The organism is Vibrio marisflavi CECT 7928 (assembly GCF_921294215.1).
GTDB classification, from domain to species: domain Bacteria; phylum Pseudomonadota; class Gammaproteobacteria; order Enterobacterales; family Vibrionaceae; genus Vibrio; species Vibrio marisflavi.
Window position 1 is genome coordinate 905,529 of sequence record NZ_CAKLDM010000002.1, and the last position, 21,393, is coordinate 926,921.

At 40.6% G+C, this 21,393-nt stretch carries 17 protein-coding genes; 7 read left to right on the forward strand and 10 right to left on the reverse strand.

Annotated elements, in window-relative coordinates:
- The first annotated feature begins 291 nt into the window (after positions 1-291).
- Complete coding sequence (locus L7A31_RS10925) at positions 292-2,754, forward strand: penicillin acylase family protein (protein WP_237361546.1); 2,463 nt, start codon at positions 292-294, stop codon at positions 2,752-2,754.
- Positions 2,755-2,851: 97 nt separating this feature from the next.
- Here L7A31_RS10925 and L7A31_RS10930 read toward each other — a convergent pair whose 3' ends face one another.
- Entirely contained in the window at positions 2,852-4,474 is a 1,623-nt protein-coding gene (locus L7A31_RS10930; protein WP_354003814.1) for a phosphoethanolamine transferase, read from the reverse strand.
- Between the two features lie 157 nt (positions 4,475-4,631).
- Here L7A31_RS10930 and L7A31_RS10935 point away from each other — a divergent pair, with 157 nt between their 5' ends.
- The 3 genes from L7A31_RS10935 to L7A31_RS10945 all read left to right on the forward strand — a co-directional run bounded on the left by L7A31_RS10935 (position 4,632) and on the right by L7A31_RS10945 (position 6,707).
- Positions 4,632-5,300: a phosphatase PAP2 family protein gene (locus tag L7A31_RS10935; RefSeq protein ID WP_237361547.1), complete on the forward strand. Its 669-nt coding sequence runs from the start codon at positions 4,632-4,634 to the stop codon at positions 5,298-5,300.
- 158 nt (positions 5,301-5,458) lie between these two features.
- Positions 5,459-6,283 (forward strand): hypothetical protein, encoded by an 825-nt coding sequence (locus tag L7A31_RS10940; RefSeq protein ID WP_237361548.1) that lies wholly within the window; start codon positions 5,459-5,461, stop codon positions 6,281-6,283.
- A 163-nt stretch (positions 6,284-6,446) separates the two neighbouring features.
- The gene (locus L7A31_RS10945) at positions 6,447-6,707 is read left to right on the forward strand and encodes a hypothetical protein (protein ID WP_237361549.1); all 261 of its coding nucleotides are present in this window, start codon (positions 6,447-6,449) and stop codon (positions 6,705-6,707) included.
- Positions 6,708-6,776: 69 nt separating this feature from the next.
- Here the strand turns inward: L7A31_RS10945 and L7A31_RS10950 are convergent, their stop codons facing one another.
- The 6 genes from L7A31_RS10950 to asnS all read right to left on the reverse strand — a co-directional run bounded on the left by L7A31_RS10950 (position 6,777) and on the right by asnS (position 14,168).
- Positions 6,777-7,376, reverse strand: a complete 600-nt coding sequence (locus L7A31_RS10950) for a class I SAM-dependent methyltransferase (RefSeq protein WP_237361550.1) — start codon at positions 7,374-7,376, stop codon at positions 6,777-6,779.
- Positions 7,377-7,669: 293 nt separating this feature from the next.
- Positions 7,670-8,860 carry an amino acid aminotransferase gene (locus L7A31_RS10955; RefSeq protein ID WP_237361551.1) on the reverse strand — a complete coding sequence of 397 codons (1,191 nt, stop codon included), beginning with the start codon at positions 8,858-8,860 and terminating at the stop codon, positions 7,670-7,672.
- Positions 8,861-9,037: 177 nt separating this feature from the next.
- Positions 9,038-10,156 carry a phosphatase PAP2 family protein gene (locus L7A31_RS10960; protein ID WP_237361552.1) on the reverse strand — a complete coding sequence of 373 codons (1,119 nt, stop codon included), beginning with the start codon at positions 10,154-10,156 and terminating at the stop codon, positions 9,038-9,040.
- Positions 10,157-10,252: 96 nt separating this feature from the next.
- A complete protein-coding gene (locus L7A31_RS10965; protein ID WP_237361553.1) occupies positions 10,253-11,725 on the reverse strand; it encodes an HD-GYP domain-containing protein in 1,473 nt (490 codons plus the stop codon).
- Positions 11,726-11,859: 134 nt separating this feature from the next.
- On the reverse strand, positions 11,860-12,618 hold the full coding sequence (locus tag L7A31_RS10970) for a substrate-binding periplasmic protein (RefSeq protein WP_237361554.1): 759 nt from the start codon (positions 12,616-12,618) through the stop codon (positions 11,860-11,862).
- A gap of 149 nt (positions 12,619-12,767) precedes the next feature.
- Positions 12,768-14,168, reverse strand: coding sequence for an asparagine--tRNA ligase (asnS, locus tag L7A31_RS10975; RefSeq protein WP_237361555.1), 1,401 nt, complete (start codon positions 14,166-14,168; stop codon positions 12,768-12,770).
- Between the two features lie 316 nt (positions 14,169-14,484).
- On the opposite strand from asnS, the gene queD reads away from it, so the two are divergent.
- The 3 genes from queD (at position 14,485) to L7A31_RS10990 (ending at position 17,444) form a co-directional block, all read left to right on the forward strand.
- Positions 14,485-14,847 (forward strand): 6-carboxytetrahydropterin synthase QueD, encoded by a 363-nt coding sequence (queD, locus tag L7A31_RS10980; RefSeq protein WP_237363550.1) that lies wholly within the window; start codon positions 14,485-14,487, stop codon positions 14,845-14,847.
- A gap of 380 nt (positions 14,848-15,227) precedes the next feature.
- Complete coding sequence (locus L7A31_RS10985; protein WP_237361556.1) at positions 15,228-16,472, forward strand: MFS transporter; 1,245 nt, start codon at positions 15,228-15,230, stop codon at positions 16,470-16,472.
- A gap of 237 nt (positions 16,473-16,709) precedes the next feature.
- Positions 16,710-17,444, forward strand: a complete 735-nt coding sequence (locus tag L7A31_RS10990) for an aspartate/glutamate racemase family protein (RefSeq protein WP_237361557.1) — start codon at positions 16,710-16,712, stop codon at positions 17,442-17,444.
- Between the two features lie 118 nt (positions 17,445-17,562).
- Here L7A31_RS10990 and L7A31_RS10995 read toward each other — a convergent pair whose 3' ends face one another.
- The 3 genes from L7A31_RS10995 to L7A31_RS11005 all read right to left on the reverse strand — a co-directional run bounded on the left by L7A31_RS10995 (position 17,563) and on the right by L7A31_RS11005 (position 21,347).
- Positions 17,563-18,924 (reverse strand): L-serine ammonia-lyase, encoded by a 1,362-nt coding sequence (locus L7A31_RS10995; protein ID WP_237361558.1) that lies wholly within the window; start codon positions 18,922-18,924, stop codon positions 17,563-17,565.
- 143 nt (positions 18,925-19,067) lie between these two features.
- Positions 19,068-20,321, reverse strand: coding sequence for an aromatic amino acid transport family protein (locus L7A31_RS11000; protein WP_237361559.1), 1,254 nt, complete (start codon positions 20,319-20,321; stop codon positions 19,068-19,070).
- Between the two features lie 423 nt (positions 20,322-20,744).
- A complete protein-coding gene (locus L7A31_RS11005; RefSeq protein WP_237361560.1) occupies positions 20,745-21,347 on the reverse strand; it encodes a CoA pyrophosphatase in 603 nt (200 codons plus the stop codon).
- Positions 21,348-21,393: the final 46 nt, after the last annotated feature.

A 21,393-nucleotide genomic window follows, 5' to 3' on the forward strand; every position in this document is an offset into this window, starting at 1 on the left:
AAAACACAGAAATTTGGAGCTAGTAAAGTTTAAACAAGCCTAGGCTCCAAATTCTGTTGGCTGTAAGCCTCAATACTCTCTGTAACAAATAATTGCCCTCACTTAATTGAGCTACCAATCGTTAGTCATTTGAAATTACATGATATTCCAATTTAGTTTGAACTAAGTTGGATATCTGATTTTGCCTTTTTGTTAAGCCTGTATCGAGAGTGTGTTCTCTATTAGCATCTTGACGAATGTCTTCAGGAAGTCGAAGAGACGCAGGAATAGATTTCGACATAAGGAAGTTAGATGAAAAAAGCTATTCGTATCGCCGGGCTAGGCTTGTTATTTTTGGTTTTAGTGGCTTTGGCTGGTTGGGCTTATCTGCATTACCTGTTGCCGACCAAAAATGGTGTTGTTGAAACCAATGCCGTAAAGGCGCAGGCTGACATTGTCACCGATAAATGGGGTATCCCACATATTGAAGCGAAAAACGCGCATGATGCGTACTTTGCGTTGGGTTTTAGCATGGCGCAAGACCGCTTGTTTCAAATGGATTTGCAACGCCGAGTCTCTCAAGGCGAATTGTCGGAGATACTAGGAGAGTCGACAGTTAAAGTCGATAAGATGTTTCGCACTCTGCTTATTAAGCAACAAGCGGAAAAATACTTAGCAGAGCAAGGAAATTCTAATTCCAAAGCACTTTCTTACCTCGATGCTTTTTTGCAGGGGATCAACTACTTTATCGCAAACGAAAAGTTGCCCATCGAATATACAATTCTAAACGTAAAGCCTAAACCTTTTACGCGCGTGGACTCAATTGCATCAATGGGCTATGTCGCGTACACCTTTGCTCAAGGTATCAAGCGAGATTCACTGTATAGTCGCCTTTTACCTAAACTGGGTGAAAAGGGTATGAAGGTACTGTATCCGGAGTACCTTGAAGAGAACCACACAACAATAATGCAGCCAAATGTGACCAAAAATAGTGGTGACATCAGTGAGCGCAAGCTGGCAAGTGTAGAGAAGAATTTAGCGTTGCTGCAGGATTCGTGGCAACGAGTGTTTGTGAAAGCGAATGAAATAGTGCCTGCGATTACCGGTAGCAATTCTTGGGTGATTGCTCCTTCACGGAGTGAGAGTGGTAGTGCACTTTTGGCCAATGACCCGCATGTTGGTGTCTCTAACCCCGGCACGTGGTATGAAGCGCAGCTATCTTATCCGGGTTATAACAACTACGGCTATCACTTACCTCTCATGCCATTTCCGTTACTAGGTCAAACAAATAATAAGAGTTGGGCTTTGACCATGTTTGAAAATGACGACATGGACTTATATGCAGAAACCTTTGATTCGAACAATCCCGACCTAGTGAAATACAAAGGCAAATGGGCAAAGGTTAAGGTTTATCAGGAATCCATCAAAGTAAAGGATGAAAAGCCTCAACCTTTAACCATTCGTGTTACTCCACATGGGCCCATTATTAGTGACTTTATAAAAGGTTATACTGGAAAGCCTGTGTCACTTTATTGGACGTATCTAGATACCGAAAACCCCGTTCTGGATGTTTTGTACGGGATGAGCTATTCAAAAAATATTGAACAGTTTCGACAGGCAATTTCAAAACTGGCCGCTCCGGGCCTGAATATTTCTTATATTGATCGGCAAGGCAATATTGCTTGGTGGGCTGCAGCAAAATTAGTCGTACGTTCGGCTGGAGTTACTGGAAAAGAGATTTTGGATGGTAGCTCTGGGAATGATGAGATAGAAGGTTACCTGCCATTTTCGAGCAACCCACATTTAGTGAACCCTAGCTCGGGTATTATCGTTACTGCTAACAACTTACCAACTGCCGAACCAACGCCGCCATTAGATCTTATTCCGGGGTATTACGCACCTTCGGATCGAGCTGCACGAATCAACCAGATGTTGAGCAAAAAAGATAAATGGAGCTTAGAACAGCTAAAAACTGTTCAAACTGACATGATGGTTACCGAAGCCAGAAAAATGTCGCGCTTTATCGTGAATGTGTTGCAACATCAGCAACAAAGGTTGTCGCCAGCAGAAGTACACGCGTTAAAAGAGCTCAATGACTGGGATGGAGAGTACACAATTCATGCTGTTGGTCCAACTGTATTTGAATTTACTACCTACCATCTACTCAAAGATTTGCTAGCGAATAAGCTCGACCCAGAAGAGTTTAGACGTTACATGAATTTATCAGATCACTGGAACTTCTTAAAGGCGTATCTCAAGCCTGGTGGTAGCTTTGCGGCAGGCAACAATGAGTTTTTTGATACTTCTAAGAACGAAGCAATTTTGCAGAGTTTTAAAGCGGCTATCAGTGAAATCGTGGCAAAGCAGGGGAGCAATATAGAGAAATGGCGTTGGGGTAAGGTTCACTGGGTTGAGTTCGCTCATCCGCTAGGCAAAGTAAAGCCTCTTAATCTATTGTTTAATCTAGGTCCATATCCAGCCCCTTCTGGTTATCCAGCGATAAACAAATTTAAGTCTAGAAAAGGAAATCATGATTATAGAGCGATATCTATTCCCTCGACTAGGCGGCTAGTGAGTTTCGCTGCGAATGAACCATCGTGGAGTATTTTGCCCACTGGCAATTCTGGAAACGCGATGAGTAAACACTACGCGGATCAGACGGAGATGTTTTTGAACAATCGATATCGCAAGATACTAAAAACAAAAGAGCAGATAGACAAAAACTCAGAGGCCATATTGAAAATATTGCCTGTAGGATCGGCGGAAGGTGGCTAATTGAGCGCTAACAATATATCTTTCTAGGGAGAGAAATTAGCCCTCAAAACACCTGATAGGTTTATTGAGGGCTAGCTATTACAGAAATTGAAATCTGTTAGTCTCTACATTTAGCGAAGATATCTAAATTTTTCTTATAAAGATCGGTTTTAACATCCATTAACCCTAAGATGGAATGGAATAAATTGTCCTGTGAGTGTGTATCTTTTAGCTCCGCCGCTTTTTCTAAACACTGCACGTTAATGTGATTGTTACTTTCAAACATCTTCGACATCCAGACAATCATAGGTACACGCTTTTGTTCTATTGGTGCAATACCATAAGGTAATCCATGTAAGTAAACTCCGTTTTCACCTAGCGATTCCCCGTGGTCGGCGAGATAAAACATAGCGGTATTGTTGTCGCTACCAGATTGCTTAAGTGTATCAATCACAGTGCTTAGAATATGATCGGTATACAGAATGGTGTTGTCGTAAGTGTTTCGGACTTGCTCACGAGTACAATCTTGAATATTGCTTGTATTACAAATTGGTTTGAACTTTTCAAATTGAGGCGGGTAACGGTCTAAATACGTCGGACCGTGACTACCAATAAGGTGTAATACAATGACAGTGTCTTTTTTAGCGTTAGCGATTTGCTCTTTCAAGCCCTTCAGCATGATTTCATCATAGCATGTGCCTTTTTTGCACAAGCTTGGGTCGATCTTTGCAGTCATTTCTACATGAGGTATGCGGTCACAAACGCCTTTACAGCCGCCATCGTTTTCTTTCCAAGATACATCTAGGCCTGCATGAGCAAGAACATCCATTAGGCTATCTTCATGATGGGCAACAGTGGCGTCGTAGTTGGAGCGATTCATGTTTGAGAACATGCACGGAACAGACAGCGCAGTGTATGTACCACAAGAACTTACATCTTTAAAACTGATAACATTTCGTTTGGCTAAACCTGGATTAGTATCTCTTTTGTAACCGTTAAGCGAATAGTTCATTGTGCGAGATGCTTCACCGACGACGAGTACGAGTATATTTTTATGGCTACTCTTATTTGTATCCTGTGCGTCTAGGCCGATTTTCTTAAATGGTATCTTACTATCTACATACTCGTAATGTTCGTAGCGGTAAGTGGCACTGATGTAATCTGTCGGGTTGAGAAGAGCTTTCAATTCACTGTGATTTCGAATAAAGGATACGTAATCTTTGTAATAGAAAAAGGCAATGACAGCACATACTAGGATTGCACCAACAATACTTGCGAGCTTTACAAAAAATAGTCGAATAGCTGATGTACCGAAATTAGGCTTTAAAATATAGCAAAAGATAATCGCTGGAATGACGCCTAAAAAGATAAACCATGCCACAACAGAGCTAGAAAGGTAGCTCATGGATTCAGCAGAGTTTGTCTGGAGGACGCTGACAATCATTCCATAGTCAAAATAATTGCCGTAGTTGTACATGCTGTATGTAACGAGCGTAGAGAGTATTATTAATAAAGCGACCAGAATACGGTATATATAAGGCCACACGAGTAGTGTGAAAATAGTATACATCGTTGCAAAAACGAAGATTGGCAAAGAAATTAGAAAGCCTATCTTTACTGGTTCTGATGACGTTAGCTTAACTATATGATTCCATAGGGCTATATTTTCAAACACAGTAAAGAACAGTGAAAGAAGTATAACGTACACTGTGATGGATAATTTTTTCTGCAACAATTTCAAACTCCAAAATATTGTTTGATAGTTCTAGTTAACTATAGGTAAAATATTTTGGGTTGGGAGACTACTATAATACTACCTATTATGTAAATATCTTCGTTTTTGATAGGTAGTCCTTACTGAAAATTATTGTTTTCTATAATATTCCATTAGGCTCATAATGAATAATACACTTAACCTATTCATATTTATTATTTTAATTGTTGCGATTGCTATTGTTGAAGTGTTTCACCTTGATTTAACGATAGCGCATTATTTATATCAACTTGAAGGCGGTAAATGGAGTTTACAGAACGCTTTTATTACTAGCACTGTAGTTCATACTGGCGGTAGATGGCTTGTGATAGCTGTGTCGCTATGCGTGTTGACGATACTAGGTGTTAAACTCTGGCGTAAGCAGGATGCCACTCCATATATTTACTTAGTGGCGTCTGTAGTAACCAGCATGGTCATAATAAATATTTTAAAGCACACAACACATATGGATTGCCCAGATCACCTACTGCAATTTGGTGGGCAGTATAAATACGTATCTTTATTCGAATTCAGACCAAAAGGCTGGGAGTATGGTGGAGTGTGCTTTCCTGCTGGGCATGCTTCGGGAGCATATGCTTGGATAAGCTTGTTTTTCTTTTCATTACTTCAAGGGAAGAGACGTTATTCTTTCCTCATTATTCCGTTTGTTATTGGGCTTATTTTTGACTGGTCTCAGCAACTTAGGGGTGAGCATTTTTTCTCGCATGGCTTGTTCGATCTTCTTATTATTTGGAGTGTCTCAAATCTGTATTATGTATGGTTTAGAAACAAGAAGGGAAACATAGCTGAATAGTAACGCGAAAATAGGCCAGTACTATTAATGTGCTAGGAAGCTTGCCAGTCTTAAAGCAGCAAAAAATGTAAGGTTTACTGTGCGACATGGGTTCCTTGAGCTAATGGAAGTATGGATTATAATTTTGTAAATAAGACTGGCAAAATAGAGGCATGGAAATGGGGAACAGATTGCTTTGTGAGTTGGTAGGTACAAGAATATTAGGAGTATTAGGCACATATCCACCGGGCAAAAATAGTATGGATGTGTATGTCTGCGGAGTTGATGTTGTCGAAGATACGAAACTTAATATTCAGCTTCCCAACGGTCATCAGCTACTTGAGAACCAACTTGTTACTGTGCATCTGGATAATCGTTCCAATGAAACACAATACGATGAAGATCTGAGTATTTATCGTTTGTCATATAAAGGAGTTGTCACACATAAAAAAGAGTTTGAAGTCACTGTTGAAGCTGAAGAGTATCAAGTATTTCATGGTAAGCACTGTGAAAAAGAATATCACTCACCGATATATGAGTTTCCAACAGACAACCGCCAGCTTCAAGAAATCAAACTCAGTCCATTAAAAAAAGTTCCAGTCCCGGACGTTCTCTGCCATGACAATAAAGCGGGTGTATTACTTACGTATGCAGAAAAGCAGCCTCATACAACCGTGCTAGCTTATCTCTCGACCTATGACGATGACATATTTTTCATCACCTTCCCAAGTACATTTAAATCCAATGTTTTGAAGAAAAACAACCATTGCTACTTTGTTATCGATGGTAGGACAGCTACGTCTTTGGATTACACAATGGAGTGGAACTACAACATCATCAGAGGTGAGGTTTTTCAAATAGAAAAAGTGTCTCCATTGTTTGGCCACTTGCAGCAAGTCTTTATTAATAAAAACCCTTACGAAGTTGAGTTTTTTAATCACCCAGAAGTAGAAATGTACCATCTGGTACCTGACCACATGGTGTGTCCCCGGCTGGCTTCATGATTTGGATTGATAACTCAATCTATTAGTCCATTGCACAATTCTTCTCATATGACGCCAAGTAAAGTTTGATCTTTGTCACAAAATGATTTAATGTGATCTGTGTCACGTAAATGTTTTATCTAATTGTAATTATTGACTAAAAATTCACTAAAAGGACAAAGATATGGATATGTTAACTTACAGAATACAAAAGAAAGTCAATCAAATTTGTGACGGATTGGAGCGTAGAGGTGAAGCGGTATGTGCCGCAAATGTTCTAAAGTATTTACCACTTTCTGCAACTGTCTCTGCTGTTGGTACTTGCATTGCCCACTGGGAAAAACAGCACAACAATAGATTTTATGACTATCTCGGCGCAAATTCTGCCTTTACTCAGCTGTTTTTAAGCGATATAGAGAGCTCTGCTGACTCGCAAACAAAATAGTGCTAGAGCATGTTGTTGTGAATGAGATTGCTATTGAGGAAAAGTACCAATACTTTTCCTCATTGCTTTTTAGACTAGCTTTTCAGTTTTTCGCCAAGTTAGCACGACAGCAGGAAACAAATTGAACAGAACCACTCTCACTCTAACGCATGGGCCAAACGTCTCCTTCATCCGAGCACGAAATTGTTTAGCATTTTTAAACTTAAACGCATGAAGGTATTGAAAAGTGGTAAACGTTGCGCCATTGGTGCATGCTCGCGTGACTGACTCAATAATTTTTGTCGTGTCTTCGGCTGCCAATGACGCAAAAGGCAAACCAGATATAAGGTGGTTTATCGAATTGTGCCCGTGGAAGCTCAAAAAAGATTGAATCTCTTCTGCACGTCCACAGCTAAAAGATGCGTATGGAAACTGTTTTTGTAGAGACTTGGTAAAATCGGCGTTTAACTCTACACCTAGGTACTGACTTGGGGTGGCTAATTTAGCCAAAATATATCGAGTGAAACTTCCAGTGCCTGGGCCTAACTCGACGACGGTATCGGTAGGCAAAAAGTCTAGATGGCCAGTCATACTGTGTGACAGAGATGGAGCACTTGGAAACAGAGCACCAACCGTTTTTGGGCTGGTAGCGAAAGCGCGTAAGAAAAGCGTATAGGACTGTAAAGACATCTGTATACCTATTGATTTTTAATGGGTTTTGAAACGATTCAACGACAAAATCTTAAAATACACCCATAATTTCACATGACTTCGTTTTTGACTTAACTGTCATTATTGCAGTTCTATATGAACATAATCTGAATGAGCCGATATGCTAAAGATCAAACCGCCTTTGTTGATAAAGGGAGTGTTAGCATGGGAAGCTTGCTAATAACAACATTAGCATCATGCTTTGGTTATAAAAAAACGCTCTAGCTTGTTATGCCTCGAGCGCTTTTTCGATTTCAGCTATAGTTTGAAACTTATAGTACGCCAGCAATACCTGCGCATAGTGGTTCCATATTAGTGCGAGTCATACCTGCTACGCTGATTCGGCCAGAGCCAACAATGTAAATAGCGTACTCTTCTTTCAGACGCTGAACTTGCTCTTTTGATAGACCAGAGAAAGAGAACATGCCATTTTGTTGCTCAATGAAGCTAAAGTCTGCAGTCACACCTTTTTCTTTAAGTGTTGCCACAAATAGCTGGCGCATTTCGTGAATGCGACTTCTCATTTCCGCCACTTCAGCTTCCCATTCTGCACGTAGAGTAGCGTCATTTAGGATATGAGTAACAATGGCGCTACCGTGAGCTGGTGGGTTGGAGTAGATCGAGCGAATAATAGACTTAACTTGTGAGAATGCGGTTGTGGACACTTCTTCAGACTTAGAAACAAGAGTGAAAGCACCAACACGCTCATTGTAAAGGCCAAAGTTTTTCGAGAACGAGCTAGCGACTAGCAATTCATCATTGTATTTAGCAAAAATACGCAGGCCTAATGCATCTTCTTCTACACCATTCGCGAAACCTTGATAAGCAAAATCAAATAGTGGTAGCAAACCTTTATCCGCAGCAAGTTTTGCTAGGGTTTCCCATTCTTGCTCAGTTGGGTCAATACCTGTTGGGTTGTGGCAACAACCGTGTAGCAAGACAATATCACCCGCGGAAGCGTTGTTTAGATCGGCGACCATAGCGTCAAAGTCTTTTGCTTTAGTTTCTGCGTTGTAATAAGTGTATTGCTTGGTTTCCAACCCTGCAGAAGTAAACACACTGACATGGTTTGCCCAAGTTGGGTTGCTGATCCAAATCTTAACGTCACCGATTTGTCTTTTAATAAATTCGCCAGCTACACGAAGTGCGCCCGTACCACCAGGTGCTTGTGCGGTTTTTGCACATTTTTGAGCAACTATTTCAGAATCTGCACCGAACAGGAGCTTTTGTACAGCTAGTCCATATTCCGGTGTGCCTTCAATTGTTAGGTAAGACTTTGTTTTTTCCGTTGCAAGCAGCGCTTCTTCTGCCTTTTTCACTGTCTTAAGAACAGGGGTTACGCCATCTTCGCTTTTATAAACACCAACGCCTAGGTTGATTTTGCTGTCGCGAGAATCTTTCTTAAACTCTTCATTTAGGCCAAGAATTGGGTCAGCAGGAGCGGCAAGGATTTTTTCAAACATAGTCAGGGTCCATTTCAATTGAAGTTAGTTGTATTTGCTCCGATATTTATACCTGCCAAAGAGTGGCATGACAACCACTTAATTGGCGTATAAATTGAGAACTACGAAGGAGAGAGCGTAAATCTCACCTAAGACGCTTATTTAGTTGTATAAGTATCATATTGATAAACCATATACTCAATTGAATTGATAGCGTCGAATGAACTTTCCGACGGCTAGCCAAACAATAATTGTGACAATTGCGCCGACATAACCATCGATTGCGTAGTGCCATGCAAGGTGTACAGAACCTATTTGGACAAATAGCGCGTAGACCCACATTGCAATGCCCATCTTTTTATTCAACGAGTAACATCCGAGAGCCATAAGTACCGCGGTAGAGACGTGCATGCTTGGCATAGCTGATATAGCTAGGCCTTCGTGATTCGATTGCTGAACGTAGTTCTCCCATAGCATGTGTTGTAAATCAATAATCCACAAAGGAATCCAACCATCGGCAACCAAAGAGTTACTTTGACTCTTTAACAGCATGAGAAGATCATTGTACTGAGTATTCTCTGGATTCACTAAATGCGCATAACAAGGTCCTGCTGATGATAAAAGTGTGGCTAACCCATTACCAATTAAGAACAAAATAATTACGAAGCTTAAGCAGTATTGCACTCTTTGAACATGGGTGGCTCGATCGGTTAAAAATAAGATCGTTACCCAGATAACAGCGAAATACCACAAATGATAAAGAATGTTGATAGCCATTGAGCTCAAGGGCGATGAAAAAATATAGTGCGTGAGCTTCCATGGGTCGATGCCAAAATGGAGCCATTTATCAATTAGATAAAATGTATGGTCATACGCAAATGGCTGAAAGTAAGTAATTAGCCCTTTTAGGTAAGAAAAGTTCTTGATTGATATGACCATCGCAATAAAGAGAATAGCGAACCAAAGGACCTTATCGGGTTGTTTAAGAGTGGCTTTTAAAGTGTTTAGATAGGTGAAAAACGGGTAGTCATTTTTGGTCAAGACTAATGAAAAGTAGTAGTACACACTCCAAATTAAGAAACCAGAGATTGCCATAACTTTCAGTTGGACGAGTAGGGCATACAACGAATATATGTTGTGATTTAGCGCTTGAGAAAAGTGCGTAAATAAGAGCAATGTAATTGTAGTAGTAGCGACTAAGATAAGAACAAACCTGTCAACCCATAGTCTTTGCCCGAGTTTGGTGAATACCTGTAGCCAATACTGACGATTGATAAGAACCCGAACCCAATTGAAGCTTAAACCCTTACTAGCCAACGAGAACTTCCTATCCAGTCTATTCGTAAGTAGAAGTGTAGAACAAAACTACTAATTGGTCTTAGCAGCTAACAAGAGGTACTTCAAATTATACCGCTACGCAATCTGCTCATGAGTTTCGGCGTCTTGGTGCTTAGCAGCAATTTCTACAAATGTTTTCTCAATGGCTACAAAAGCTTCAACCACTTTAGGATCAAAGTGGCTGCCTGAGCCTTCAATAATTATGGACTTCGCTTTTTCATGGCTAAATGCTGGTTTATAAATTCGCTTCGAAATCAATGCATCATATACATCGGCAAGTGCCATTAGACGTCCAGATAGGGGGATTTCTTCTCCAGATAGCTGGTTTGGATACCCGCTACCATCCCACTTTTCATGGTGGGTGAGCGAGATTTCTTTTGCAACACGCAAGAACGAGCTACTGCCAAGCTGACTTTCTGCAGTTGATAAAGCATCAGCACCTATTTGAGGGTGGCTTTTCATCACTTCAAACTCTTCACTTGTGAGCTTGGCAGGCTTTAGCAGAACGTTATCAGGGATACCTACTTTGCCAATATCGTGTAAAGGTGCAGACTTATGAAGAAGATCGATATATTGAGGCGTCAATAACGGTTGATATTGTTCGAATTTACTTAGGTAGAGAGCGAGTGCTTTCACGTATTCTTGAGTTCGCAAAATATGTGCGCCGGTTTCGTTGTCACGTGATTCTGCTAAAGCTGAAAGGCTTACTATGGCGACATCGCGAGTAGTCTGCAGCTCATTTTGTGCGGATTCTAGGCTGTTGAGCATTTCATTGGTTAGCCTCGCTACTGAGCCAAACTCGTCATGACTATGAACCCTTAACCTTTGGTTAATATCGCCTTCAGCAATTTTTACCAATATGGATTCATGTGAGTACAACACTTTTTTCATCAAGCGGCTCCACAGATACATAATCGTCATTGCATAGCCAGCCAGAATAAACGAAATATACACGAACTCTTTAATAATGCTTATTTTACCTGAGCCATCTAGGATCCTGTCCGGGTTCATTTCCAGCCAAGTTAAATCTTTAATGGATACCATGATAAGAATGATGGTTAATGTAGTAATCAACATCATCACTAACGTAATAAGCTGCTTTACCATTGAACTTCGTTCGCCGGCTAGTGCAGGTTCTTTCAAGCCAACTACCGAGCCCGTATCAAAAGTGGAAAGTTTTGAGGTCAGCTGCAAGATTGTGCCAGTAAAAAAGCCAAACAGAGTCATGCCAAATACAACCTTTAGATTACTGTCTAGGGGGAAGTGGTAGTGCAGGTTGTAAAACAGTGCTAAGGGCAAACTTGCAATAAAGAAAGTTGTTGTATCTAACTGAGCTATTTTTTGTTCTTGAATCAACGAGTGCTCACTGAGTAGAAAGTGACGAAATAGGAACAGCAAACCAAACGTCACTGCAACGTGGAAAAGGATCTGTTTGGCAGAAAGCGTATCCAGCATTGGACATACCGTGCTACCGTAAAACCCAAATAGCAATCCGGCTACTAGATAAAGTTGGAAAGTTAGCTTGGCGTTGTAGTGCATCTTATCCATAAGCTTGCCTCGGCTTTTTAACTTAATGCGTTCGATTTATATACAACTAGGTTGATCTCAATAAGCATAGTGTAGATAGAGACCGATTCATCTGAAATTTCATTTCACAAATAGAATTTGAATACAACTGAAGCTTATCGTGGGAACAATTTAGGTTTACAAGAGTGGTTACTTTGCACCAAGTGGGATTGAAAGATTTTATCTAACGTGCCTTCGGATTGAAGCTCTTCAATAGCTTGTTTAAATTGAGGTATTTTGTCTAGTTGTTTAGATTTCTTAGAAAACACTAGCCATTGTTCCTTCTCACCAACCACGAGAGGCGAAATGGTTAACTTTTCTTGCAAGCAAGCCTTTTCTATTAGTGCTTGAATCACGATACCATTACCAATAATGGCATCAATCCGTCCTTTACTTAGCATGGCAACCATTGACGGGTAATCTTTGACTGACACCTTTTTTATTTTATCGTCACTATCAAACCTTGGGCTAATGGAACCTGCCCGAAACATCGCGATGCTGTCGAGTTGATACAAGTCTTCATATTGTTCAATGATTTTGTTTCTTGTGGCAACCACAATTGGAATAGTGCGCACTTTTTCTATAAAGACAACTGAATCTGCGAGACTTTTAGATTTAAAGAGAATAGCGGCGTCACTCTCTCCACCTTTTAAGTACAATAGTACTCTAGGCTTAGGGATGATAGTGCTTTCGATTGGTAAACCAGATTTCTTCTCAATGGATTGGATATATTCCCAATATGTACCGACGTTCTGGCCATTATTATCGACATAACCAAATGGGTACGACGATAAAATACTAATGTTTATAGGCTCGGAGGCGTAGGCAAGGTTTACGGTGATTAGTAGTAGAAACGCAGAGAATTTAATGAACATTTTGGCAATTCCTTTTTGCTCTACTTCTAGTGTAGACGTTGTTAAAAGGTAATACCTTTAAGTTCGTCCAGCTATAAGAGGTTTTTGATAGAAAACGTAATAAAAAGCCCCCGGAATTCGGAGGCTTACAGAATAGCGAGTGTCGCTGGTTAGAAGTTTGCGCTTCTTGGTACTCGTGGGAATGGAATCACGTCACGAACGTTAGCCATACCTGTTACGTAAGATACTAGACGCTCAAAGCCCAACCCAAAACCTGCATGTGGCACAGTGCCGTAGCGACGCAGATCGCGGTACCAGTCCATGTGCTCTGGGTCGATACCGATCTCACGCATACGCGCATCTAGAATGTCCAGACGCTCTTCACGTTGTGCACCACCGATGATTTCACCAATGCCCGGAGCTAGAACGTCCATTGCAGCCACTGTTTTACCATCGTCGTTAGAACGCATGTAGAAAGCTTTGATATCTTTCGGGTAGTTCTTTACGATTACTGGTGCTTTGAAGTGCTCTTCAGCAAGGTAACGCTCATGTTCAGAAGACATATCGATGCCCCATTCAACTGGGAATTCGAACTCACGACCTGAATCTAGAAGGATCTGAATAGCATCAGTGTAATCAACTTGTGCAAAATCTGACTCAACAAACTTTTCAAGGCGAGTAATCGCTTCTTTGTCGATTCGTTGTGCAAAGAACTCGAGGTCATCACGACACTCAGCAAGCACTGCTTTGAAAACATACTTCAGCATATCTTCAGATAGCTTAGCGATATCTTCTAGATCAGCGAATGCAACTTCTGGCTCAACCATCCAAAATTCTGCTAGGTGGCGGCTTGTGTTTGAGTTTTCAGCACGGAACGTAGGGCCAAACGTGTAAACCTTGCTTAATGCACATGCGTAAGCTTCAGCGTTTAGCTGGCCAGATACCGTTAGGAACGTTTCTTTACCAAAGAAGTCTTCGTTAAAGTCAACATCACCTTTTTCAGTGCGAGGTAGATTTTCCATGTCTAGCGTAGAAACACGGAACATTTCACCAGCACCTTCCGCATCAGAAGCAGTGATGAGTGGAGCAGATACCCAGAAGTAACCTTGCTCGTGATAGAAGCGATGAATAGCTTGTGACAAGCAGTTACGTACGCGAGCGACTGCGCCGATTACGTTGGTACGTGGACGCAAGTGAGCAACTTCACGAAGGTACTCAATTGAGTGACGCGTCTTTGCCATCGGGTACGTTTCTGCATCTTCAACCCAACCAACAACTTTTACGCCTGTCGCAGCAAGCTCATAATCTTGACCTTTTGCTGGTGACTCGACGATCTGGCCAGTAACTTCAACTGAACAGCCAGTTGTAAGCTTAAGAACTTCTTCTTCGTAATTATTTAAATTATTTGGGACCACGGCCTGAATCGGGTCGAAACAAGAGCCGTCGTAAATGGCAAGGAAAGAGATTCCAGCTTTGGAATCACGACGCGAGCGAATCCAGCCGCGGACAGTTACTTCACTGTCAACCGCAAGCTTACCGCTGAGTACGTCTTTTACAGGCGCGTAAGTCATAATTTATTATTTTCTCCATTCGGGATATTTAACGAAATGTCTCTATGTACAAAGAAGAAACACTTGCAGATCGAAATTGTCCGATCAACGCACATATTACCTGTCATACTGTTAGCTTCAACCTTTTATTGCGGTTAAGTGCCTAAATAAATGTCATTGTGATCTTTTCTTGATATGAAGAGGTCGTTTGAGCTTCAAAATATGAACATCAATGGATAGCGGCGAAAACCAATGGGTAGAAAAATTTAGCCTAAACTTGTCACCAACGATGATATTCCGTAGTATTGCGTGTCTTTTTTTGAGCCTGAGTTAAATGATGAAAACAGAATTGTACAAAGAGTTTATGTTTGAAGCGGCACACCACCTTCCAAATGTACCAGAAGGGCATAAGTGTGGACGTTTGCATGGGCACTCTTTTCTGGTTCGAGTTTACGTAGCAGGTGATGTAGACCCTCATACAGGTTGGGTTATCGATTTCGCAGAGATTAAAGAAGCGTTTAAGCCAATTTACAATCAATTGGACCATTATTACTTGAATGAAATCGAAGGGTTGGAAAATCCGACTAGTGAAGTTCTTGCGAAATGGATATGGAAGCGTCTAAAACCGGGTTTGCCATTGCTAAGTAAAATTGAAATTAAAGAAACCTGCACAGCTGGGTGTATCTATCTAGGTGAATAGCCATTATTCACTGTTTTCCAGTGAGCAAAAGGCCTAGTTAACGGCTAGGCCCAAAGCAAATATTTCACTGTTAACTTTAACAATACTTGTCTAATAACCATACCTAACACCAAAAAGCATTTTCTAACACTACCTTTTAGTATTTATATTAAATATGTAAGGTTGGCTTCTTATCTATTTATTTGTAAATAATATAAGTTTAAGCATTACATTATTTTTGTAAATCAATTTTATACGTAAATAGATTTTTTATTTCTTCATATCCTATTGTCTTATCAGTGTTTCTAGACTAATTCTATTTAATAATCAAATATGAGGTTGCGAATAAAAATAGTTTCTGTTCGAATAGCGGCAAATTTTTGTACAACTTTGAAATAGATATGTCTTTACTTGCACGCATCGCACTCCTTGCTGTTGTCTTTGTCGATTTAATAGGGCAAGGATTAGTTTTTCCTATAATCAATGAATTGATTATGTCTGCCCACCTTGACTTTTTACCTACTGCAACTTCGATGGCCGAACGTCACTTTTACTATGGTCTGTGTATCGGCATATTCTTCCTTGCTTGGTTTTTTGGTGCGATATACATTGCCAAGCTATCCGATAGTATTGGCCGAAAAAAGGGGATTATTATTTGTCTACTCGGCTCTCTTGTTGGGTACTTACTGACAATTCTTTCTCTATTTATGAATAGTCTTTGGCTTCTAATACTCGGCAGAGCAATTAGTGGCTTCACGGCAGGAAACCAACCCATAGCTCAAGCTGCCATGGTAGATGCAAGTAAAGACGATCAAGAGAAATCTCGCAATATGGGGCTAATTGTTGCGGGCATTAGTGCTGGTATGGTTGCTGGCCCGATTATTGGGGGGTTGTTTTCTGATTCAATGTTTGTAGGACACTTTGCAAGCCTTAAGCTGCCATTCTATATCGCAACACTATTGATTGCAGTTACCATCATACTGGTGCAGAAATATTATTTTGATACCAAAGCACCAGAACAAGATACCAAGATTAGAGTGTCTGATGTGTTCAGTCAGTTATTTAGAATTCGTAAGAAACCGATTGTGGCGAGATTATTTGTTGCTTATTTTGCCTTCATGGTTGCCAACAATGCGTTCTTTATTTTTATGACAAACTATATGACTAGTCGATTCCATGTTGGCTTATTTGGCACTAACTTAGAAATGGTGGTATTAGGTCTAGCGTTAGCAGGCTCAAGTATCTTTTTAGTTGGGCCAGTTCTAAAGCGTTTTGAAAAAATAACTGTAGTGTCAGTGGTGACATTCATCATGGCTATATGTCCTCTAGGCTTTATTTATAGTCCAGACCCTGCATATTGCTTGGTATTTATCGCGCTATTTTATTTGGCTTTTGGTGTCGCTTATCCAGCTATCCTAAATCTATTTTCTGGTAGTGTCGGTGAAACCGAACAAGGTTGGGTTATGGGCGTAACAACTGCAGGGTTTACACTTGCAGCGGGAATTTCATCCTTAGTTGGCGGTAGCTTAATGGCGATAAGTTTGAATGTTCCATTCTATATTACAGCGGCTTTTGCACTGCTGTCACTTATATTGATTCAGCTTACATGGCGTATCAAGGCGATCCGAGATTTAGCTGAGGTTTAAATAGATGACACTTAACGATTGAGAAAATTTCTAATAACTCTGGATATTGTACTTTTGATGACAGTACGCGAATCATAGCCGGCTAAATACTTTTAATTAACACCTATATTTAAGATAAATGCTTTATTATCAAACGGTTAAAATATTGTGACGTGTATTGGGTTGTGCGGTTTAGCTGCTTTTATCTTCTATTGTTGGACGGTACTTTTGAGGGGAAATTCATTCGAGTCTAACCCTATGTTAATTCAGATAATTAATCCAAATACAAGTAAAGAAATTACTCAAAAGTTAGCCACTCTGGCGGAGCACACTAAATCTAAGCAAACCAAGGTAATTGTTCGAAGCCCTCAGCATGGCCCCCGAAGTATTGAATGCTTTGTTGATGAACAGATTGCTTCGGCATCTCTTTTAGACTTAGTTATACAAGGTGAGTCAGAAAACGTTGATGCGCATATTGTGGCTTGCTTTAGTGATCCTGCTTTATATGCCGCAAGAGAAGTATCCAGCGCCCCCGTCATTGGTATAGCCGAAGCGTCGTTTAAATTTGCTAGTACAATCTCAGCTAAGTTTGGAATTGTAACCATGTTGACCCGAGCTATTCCAATGATTCAGGGTTTACTCTTTAAATACGGTTATGAAAAGTATTGTACAAATGTGCGTTCGGCTGAAATACCAGTTTTGGATTTAAATAATATCAGTAACCAAGATTATCAATCACTTTACCAAGAGTGTGGAAAGTCAATCAGCCAAGATGGAGCTGAAGCGATTGTTCTAGGGTGTGCTGGTATGTCTGAATTAGCGCAAGAGTTATCGCAGCAGCTCGGCGTTCCGGTTATTGATGGTGTCAGTGCTGCGATAAAGCATGCAGAATCACTTGTGCAATTAGGGTTGAGTACTTCTAAGTCAGGGCAATTCTCAACTCCATTGAGCAAAGAGTTTATTGGTAGATATAACCACTTGTCGTCGAGTTGAGCTGACGTGCTAATTTGACTAGCGTAGTGTTTTAGGTATCTAAAAACTCAAAGCCCGATTCATTGAATCGGGCTTTGCATTTCTTCCTACATTTTGTATTGCTTAACTACAATCGAAACTAGCAAACGATCTTGACTGCTAAACCACCTTGAGAAGTCTCACGGTATTTTGCATTCATGTCTTTACCAGTTTCTAGCATAGTTTCTATCACTTTATCTAGCGAAACCGTTGGCGTGGAAGAGCGGCGCATTGCCATACGAGTTGAGTTGATAGCTTTTACTGCCGCAATGCCATTTCGTTCAATACATGGCACTTGAACTAGGCCCGCGACAGGGTCACAAGTTAGGCCTAGGTTATGTTCCATCGCAATTTCTGCTGCCATACAGACTTGTTCTGGATTAGCACCCATGAGTTCAGCCAAGCCTGCTGCGGCCATAGAACAAGCCACGCCGACTTCACCTTGACAACCAACTTCCGCACCAGAAATTGAAGCGTTGCGCTTATATAATCCACCAATAGCGCCAGAAGCAGCAAAATAGCGGATATAATCTTTTTCAGTTACCGGATGGATAAACTTGTCATAGTAAGCCAAAACAGCAGGAATAATGCCGCACGCTCCATTGGTAGGGGCAGTCACTACTCGGCCACCAGCTGCATTTTCTTCGTTCACAGCAAACGCAAACATATTGACCCAATCAACCACAGACATAGGATCGTTGCTGGTTCTCTCAGACGTAATGAGCTGACGACGCAGTGCAAATGCGCGTCTTGGTACACGTAGTGGGCCCGGAAGAAGACCTTCAGTGTTCATACCTCTGTCCATGCACTCTTGCATGGTTTGCCAGATTTTAGCGAAAGCCTCTTTAGATTCTTGCTCTGAAGAAAGTGCTTTTTGGTTTTCCATTACTAAGGCACTAACAGATAAACCACTGTCGTTGCACTGAGTAACGAGTTGCTCGGCACTGGTAAACTCATACGGTACTTTCGTTTGAGTCTCTGACTCTTTGCCAAAGTTTTCTTCGTCCACAATAAATCCACCACCGATAGAGTAGTAGGTTTTGCTGTAGACCAGCTCTTCACCGTTCCACGCATGGATTTGCATGCCATTTTCGTGCAATTCTAAGTTGTGTTGGTGAAAGTTCATGCCACCGTTTTTTGGAAAACTCACTTCATGCAGGGTAGAGCAGATAGCGAGCTTTTCAGTTTCTTCTACCTGCTTTACGAAACCTTCGATGCTATCTATTTCTATAGTCTCTGGTTCATTTCCAGCTAGGCCCATAATAATGGCTATATCTGTATGGTGGCCTTTACCTGTGAGAGATAGTGAACCATAAACATCTACCGTAATTTTGCTTACTTGCTTTAGCGTGTTTTGCTCAATGAGATCGTCGATAAACTGTTTACCAGCTTTCATTGGGCCAACAGTGTGCGAGCTGGATGGCCCAACACCAATCTTATAGATGTCGAAAACGCTGATCATATTGAATTCCTCAATAGTCCGCCTCCAAAGTAGGGTAGGAGGTTACTTTTATTGTTTTTGTTTTGTTGCCAAATCAACCTGAAGATCACTTGCTTGGGATCTATTGATGAGATCTTCAGGTTTAGCTTTATAGGTAAAAGAAATTAGAGCGCACCATATATAACAGAGGTCATAGCTGCGATGCCACAAATTGCTGTAAATATTTGTGAGAAGGTAGAAGTTTGGTATTTTTTCATCGCTGGTACTTTACGCATCGCGAAAATTGGCATTAGGAAAAGTATGGCTGCAATCATCGGTGCGCCCATACTTTCAATCATACCAAGAATGCTTGGGTTATCGATGGCAACGATCCAAGTTGTAATAACAATAAACAACAGCGAGATTTTTTCTACTTTTGATTTCGGCGCTTTAGTATGAGATTTGATAAGGCCAGAAAGACCTTCATGAGCGCCTAAAAAGTGCCCAAAGTAACTAGACGTAATCGCAGCGAATGCTACTAGAGGACCACAGTAAGAAATGATAGGTGCAGAGTGAGTATTTGCTAAGTAAGACAGAATTGAAATATTTTGATTGTTAGCGATTTCTAGCTGAGCTGGAGACAGCGAAAGTACTACTGAGAAAACGAAGAACATAACAAAGGCCATCAACATCAGTGATGCGCCACCAGTGATCATGTCTGTTTTCGCTACCGCGTTGTCACCGTAAATTCTGCGTTGTTCTTTAGAGAATTGGCTGATGATAGGGCTATGGTTAAATGAGAATACGATCAGCGGGATAGCGAGCCAAATGACAGATGGGAAAGTTGACCAGTCTGGTGTAACTTCCATCATTGAAGTGTTCCAATCTGGGATTAAATAGATTGATAGAGCCAACAATATAAATACTAGTGGGTAAACCATTGCTGAAGTGACTTTCAACATCAACTCTTTGCCGTAAATTACGCAACCGGTCATAGTGGCAATCAGGACACCAGACAATAACCAGCGTGGGATTGAAGCCAAACCGACTTGGTGAACAAGGAAAGAGTCAACAGTATTGGTTATTCCGACACCGTAGATAAGAACTATTGGGTAAATTGCAAAAAAATATGCAAGAGTGATGATGTTTGCACCAGTTTTACCGAAATGTTCCTCTACTGTATCTGTGATGTCAGAGTCTGGGTTTTTTGAAGAAAGAACAAAGCGCGCAAGGCCTTTGTGAGCGAGCCAAGTCATCGGTGCTGCAATAAGCGCTAGAACAACAAGAGGCCAAAAACCACCCGCTCCAGCTTTAATTGGGAGGAATAAAACTCCCGCACCCACTGCCGTACCGAATAGAGATAAACACCAAGTAAAATCGTGGTAGGTCCATTTTGAAGACGTCCGGTTACTGGCGACTGAAGCATTTGCTGTGGTCATACTTTGATATCCGTAATATTGTTTGTGATTAATTGATGCTGATTCTTGCAATTTGATTTGCAAAAAAAATTGATCGGAATCTTGTATCTTCGTAATTGATATTACAATCTTTAAAAAACCGGCTTTTTATCACGAAAATAGATAGGAATAAATGATTATTAATAATGATGATGATTAGAAAATCTAATTAACTTTGATTATAAAACATTTTTCAATGCAATAATGAGGTGTCAATACCCAAAATTTCGCTCAATTGAGGGTTTTCACATGTTTATCTGTTTTTATTTGGGAAGTTTGATCAATGTATTCTTTAATAGGTGATGGAACACTGTTCCTTAAAATACAGCAGTAGTTGAATATTAAGGTGGTATTTTGAGCAATAAAATTGATTTTTCACATTAAAGCTAAATTTTCTTAACCAAATTAGTGTATTAGATGCTTTTGCATTGCTTCAATTATTTGCGCTGTCATTCCCCATATGAAATGTCTTTTGTATGGAATTGCAAACACTCGGTGATGTTGCTTGTTTACAGTGAAAAATTGGCTGATTAATTTCTCTCGATCCAATATATGTTTGGCGGGCACCTCGAAAACTTCATCTACTTCATTTTTGTCCATTAATACAGAATAGCTAGGATCGACGATAGCAATAACTGGTGTGACTGAGAAATGACTGATGGTAATCAGTTCGGGCATTTGACCTAGTATCTTGACCAAATTTGGTTTTAGACCAATTTCCTCATTTGCTTCACGAATGGCTGTTTCAAGTAACGAAGAGTCTGACTCTTCGAATTTACCGCCGGGAAAGCTAACTTGACCAGGATGGTGTTTTAGATGCTTTGCACGGCGTGTGAGGACAATATTTAAACCATGCGGCCTTTCAACAAACCCTATCAGTACAGAAGCTTTGCGCAGTGGCTTATTCTTTAGGTGTGAAACGCGGCGAGTGGATACAGCATCATAATCAACTGGTTGATTAAACTGGAAATTTCGTATAATTAGACTTTTACTAACGTGTGATAACATGACACCTCCGAGACATTAATGAAGACAGGTGATATCTAATCAACTC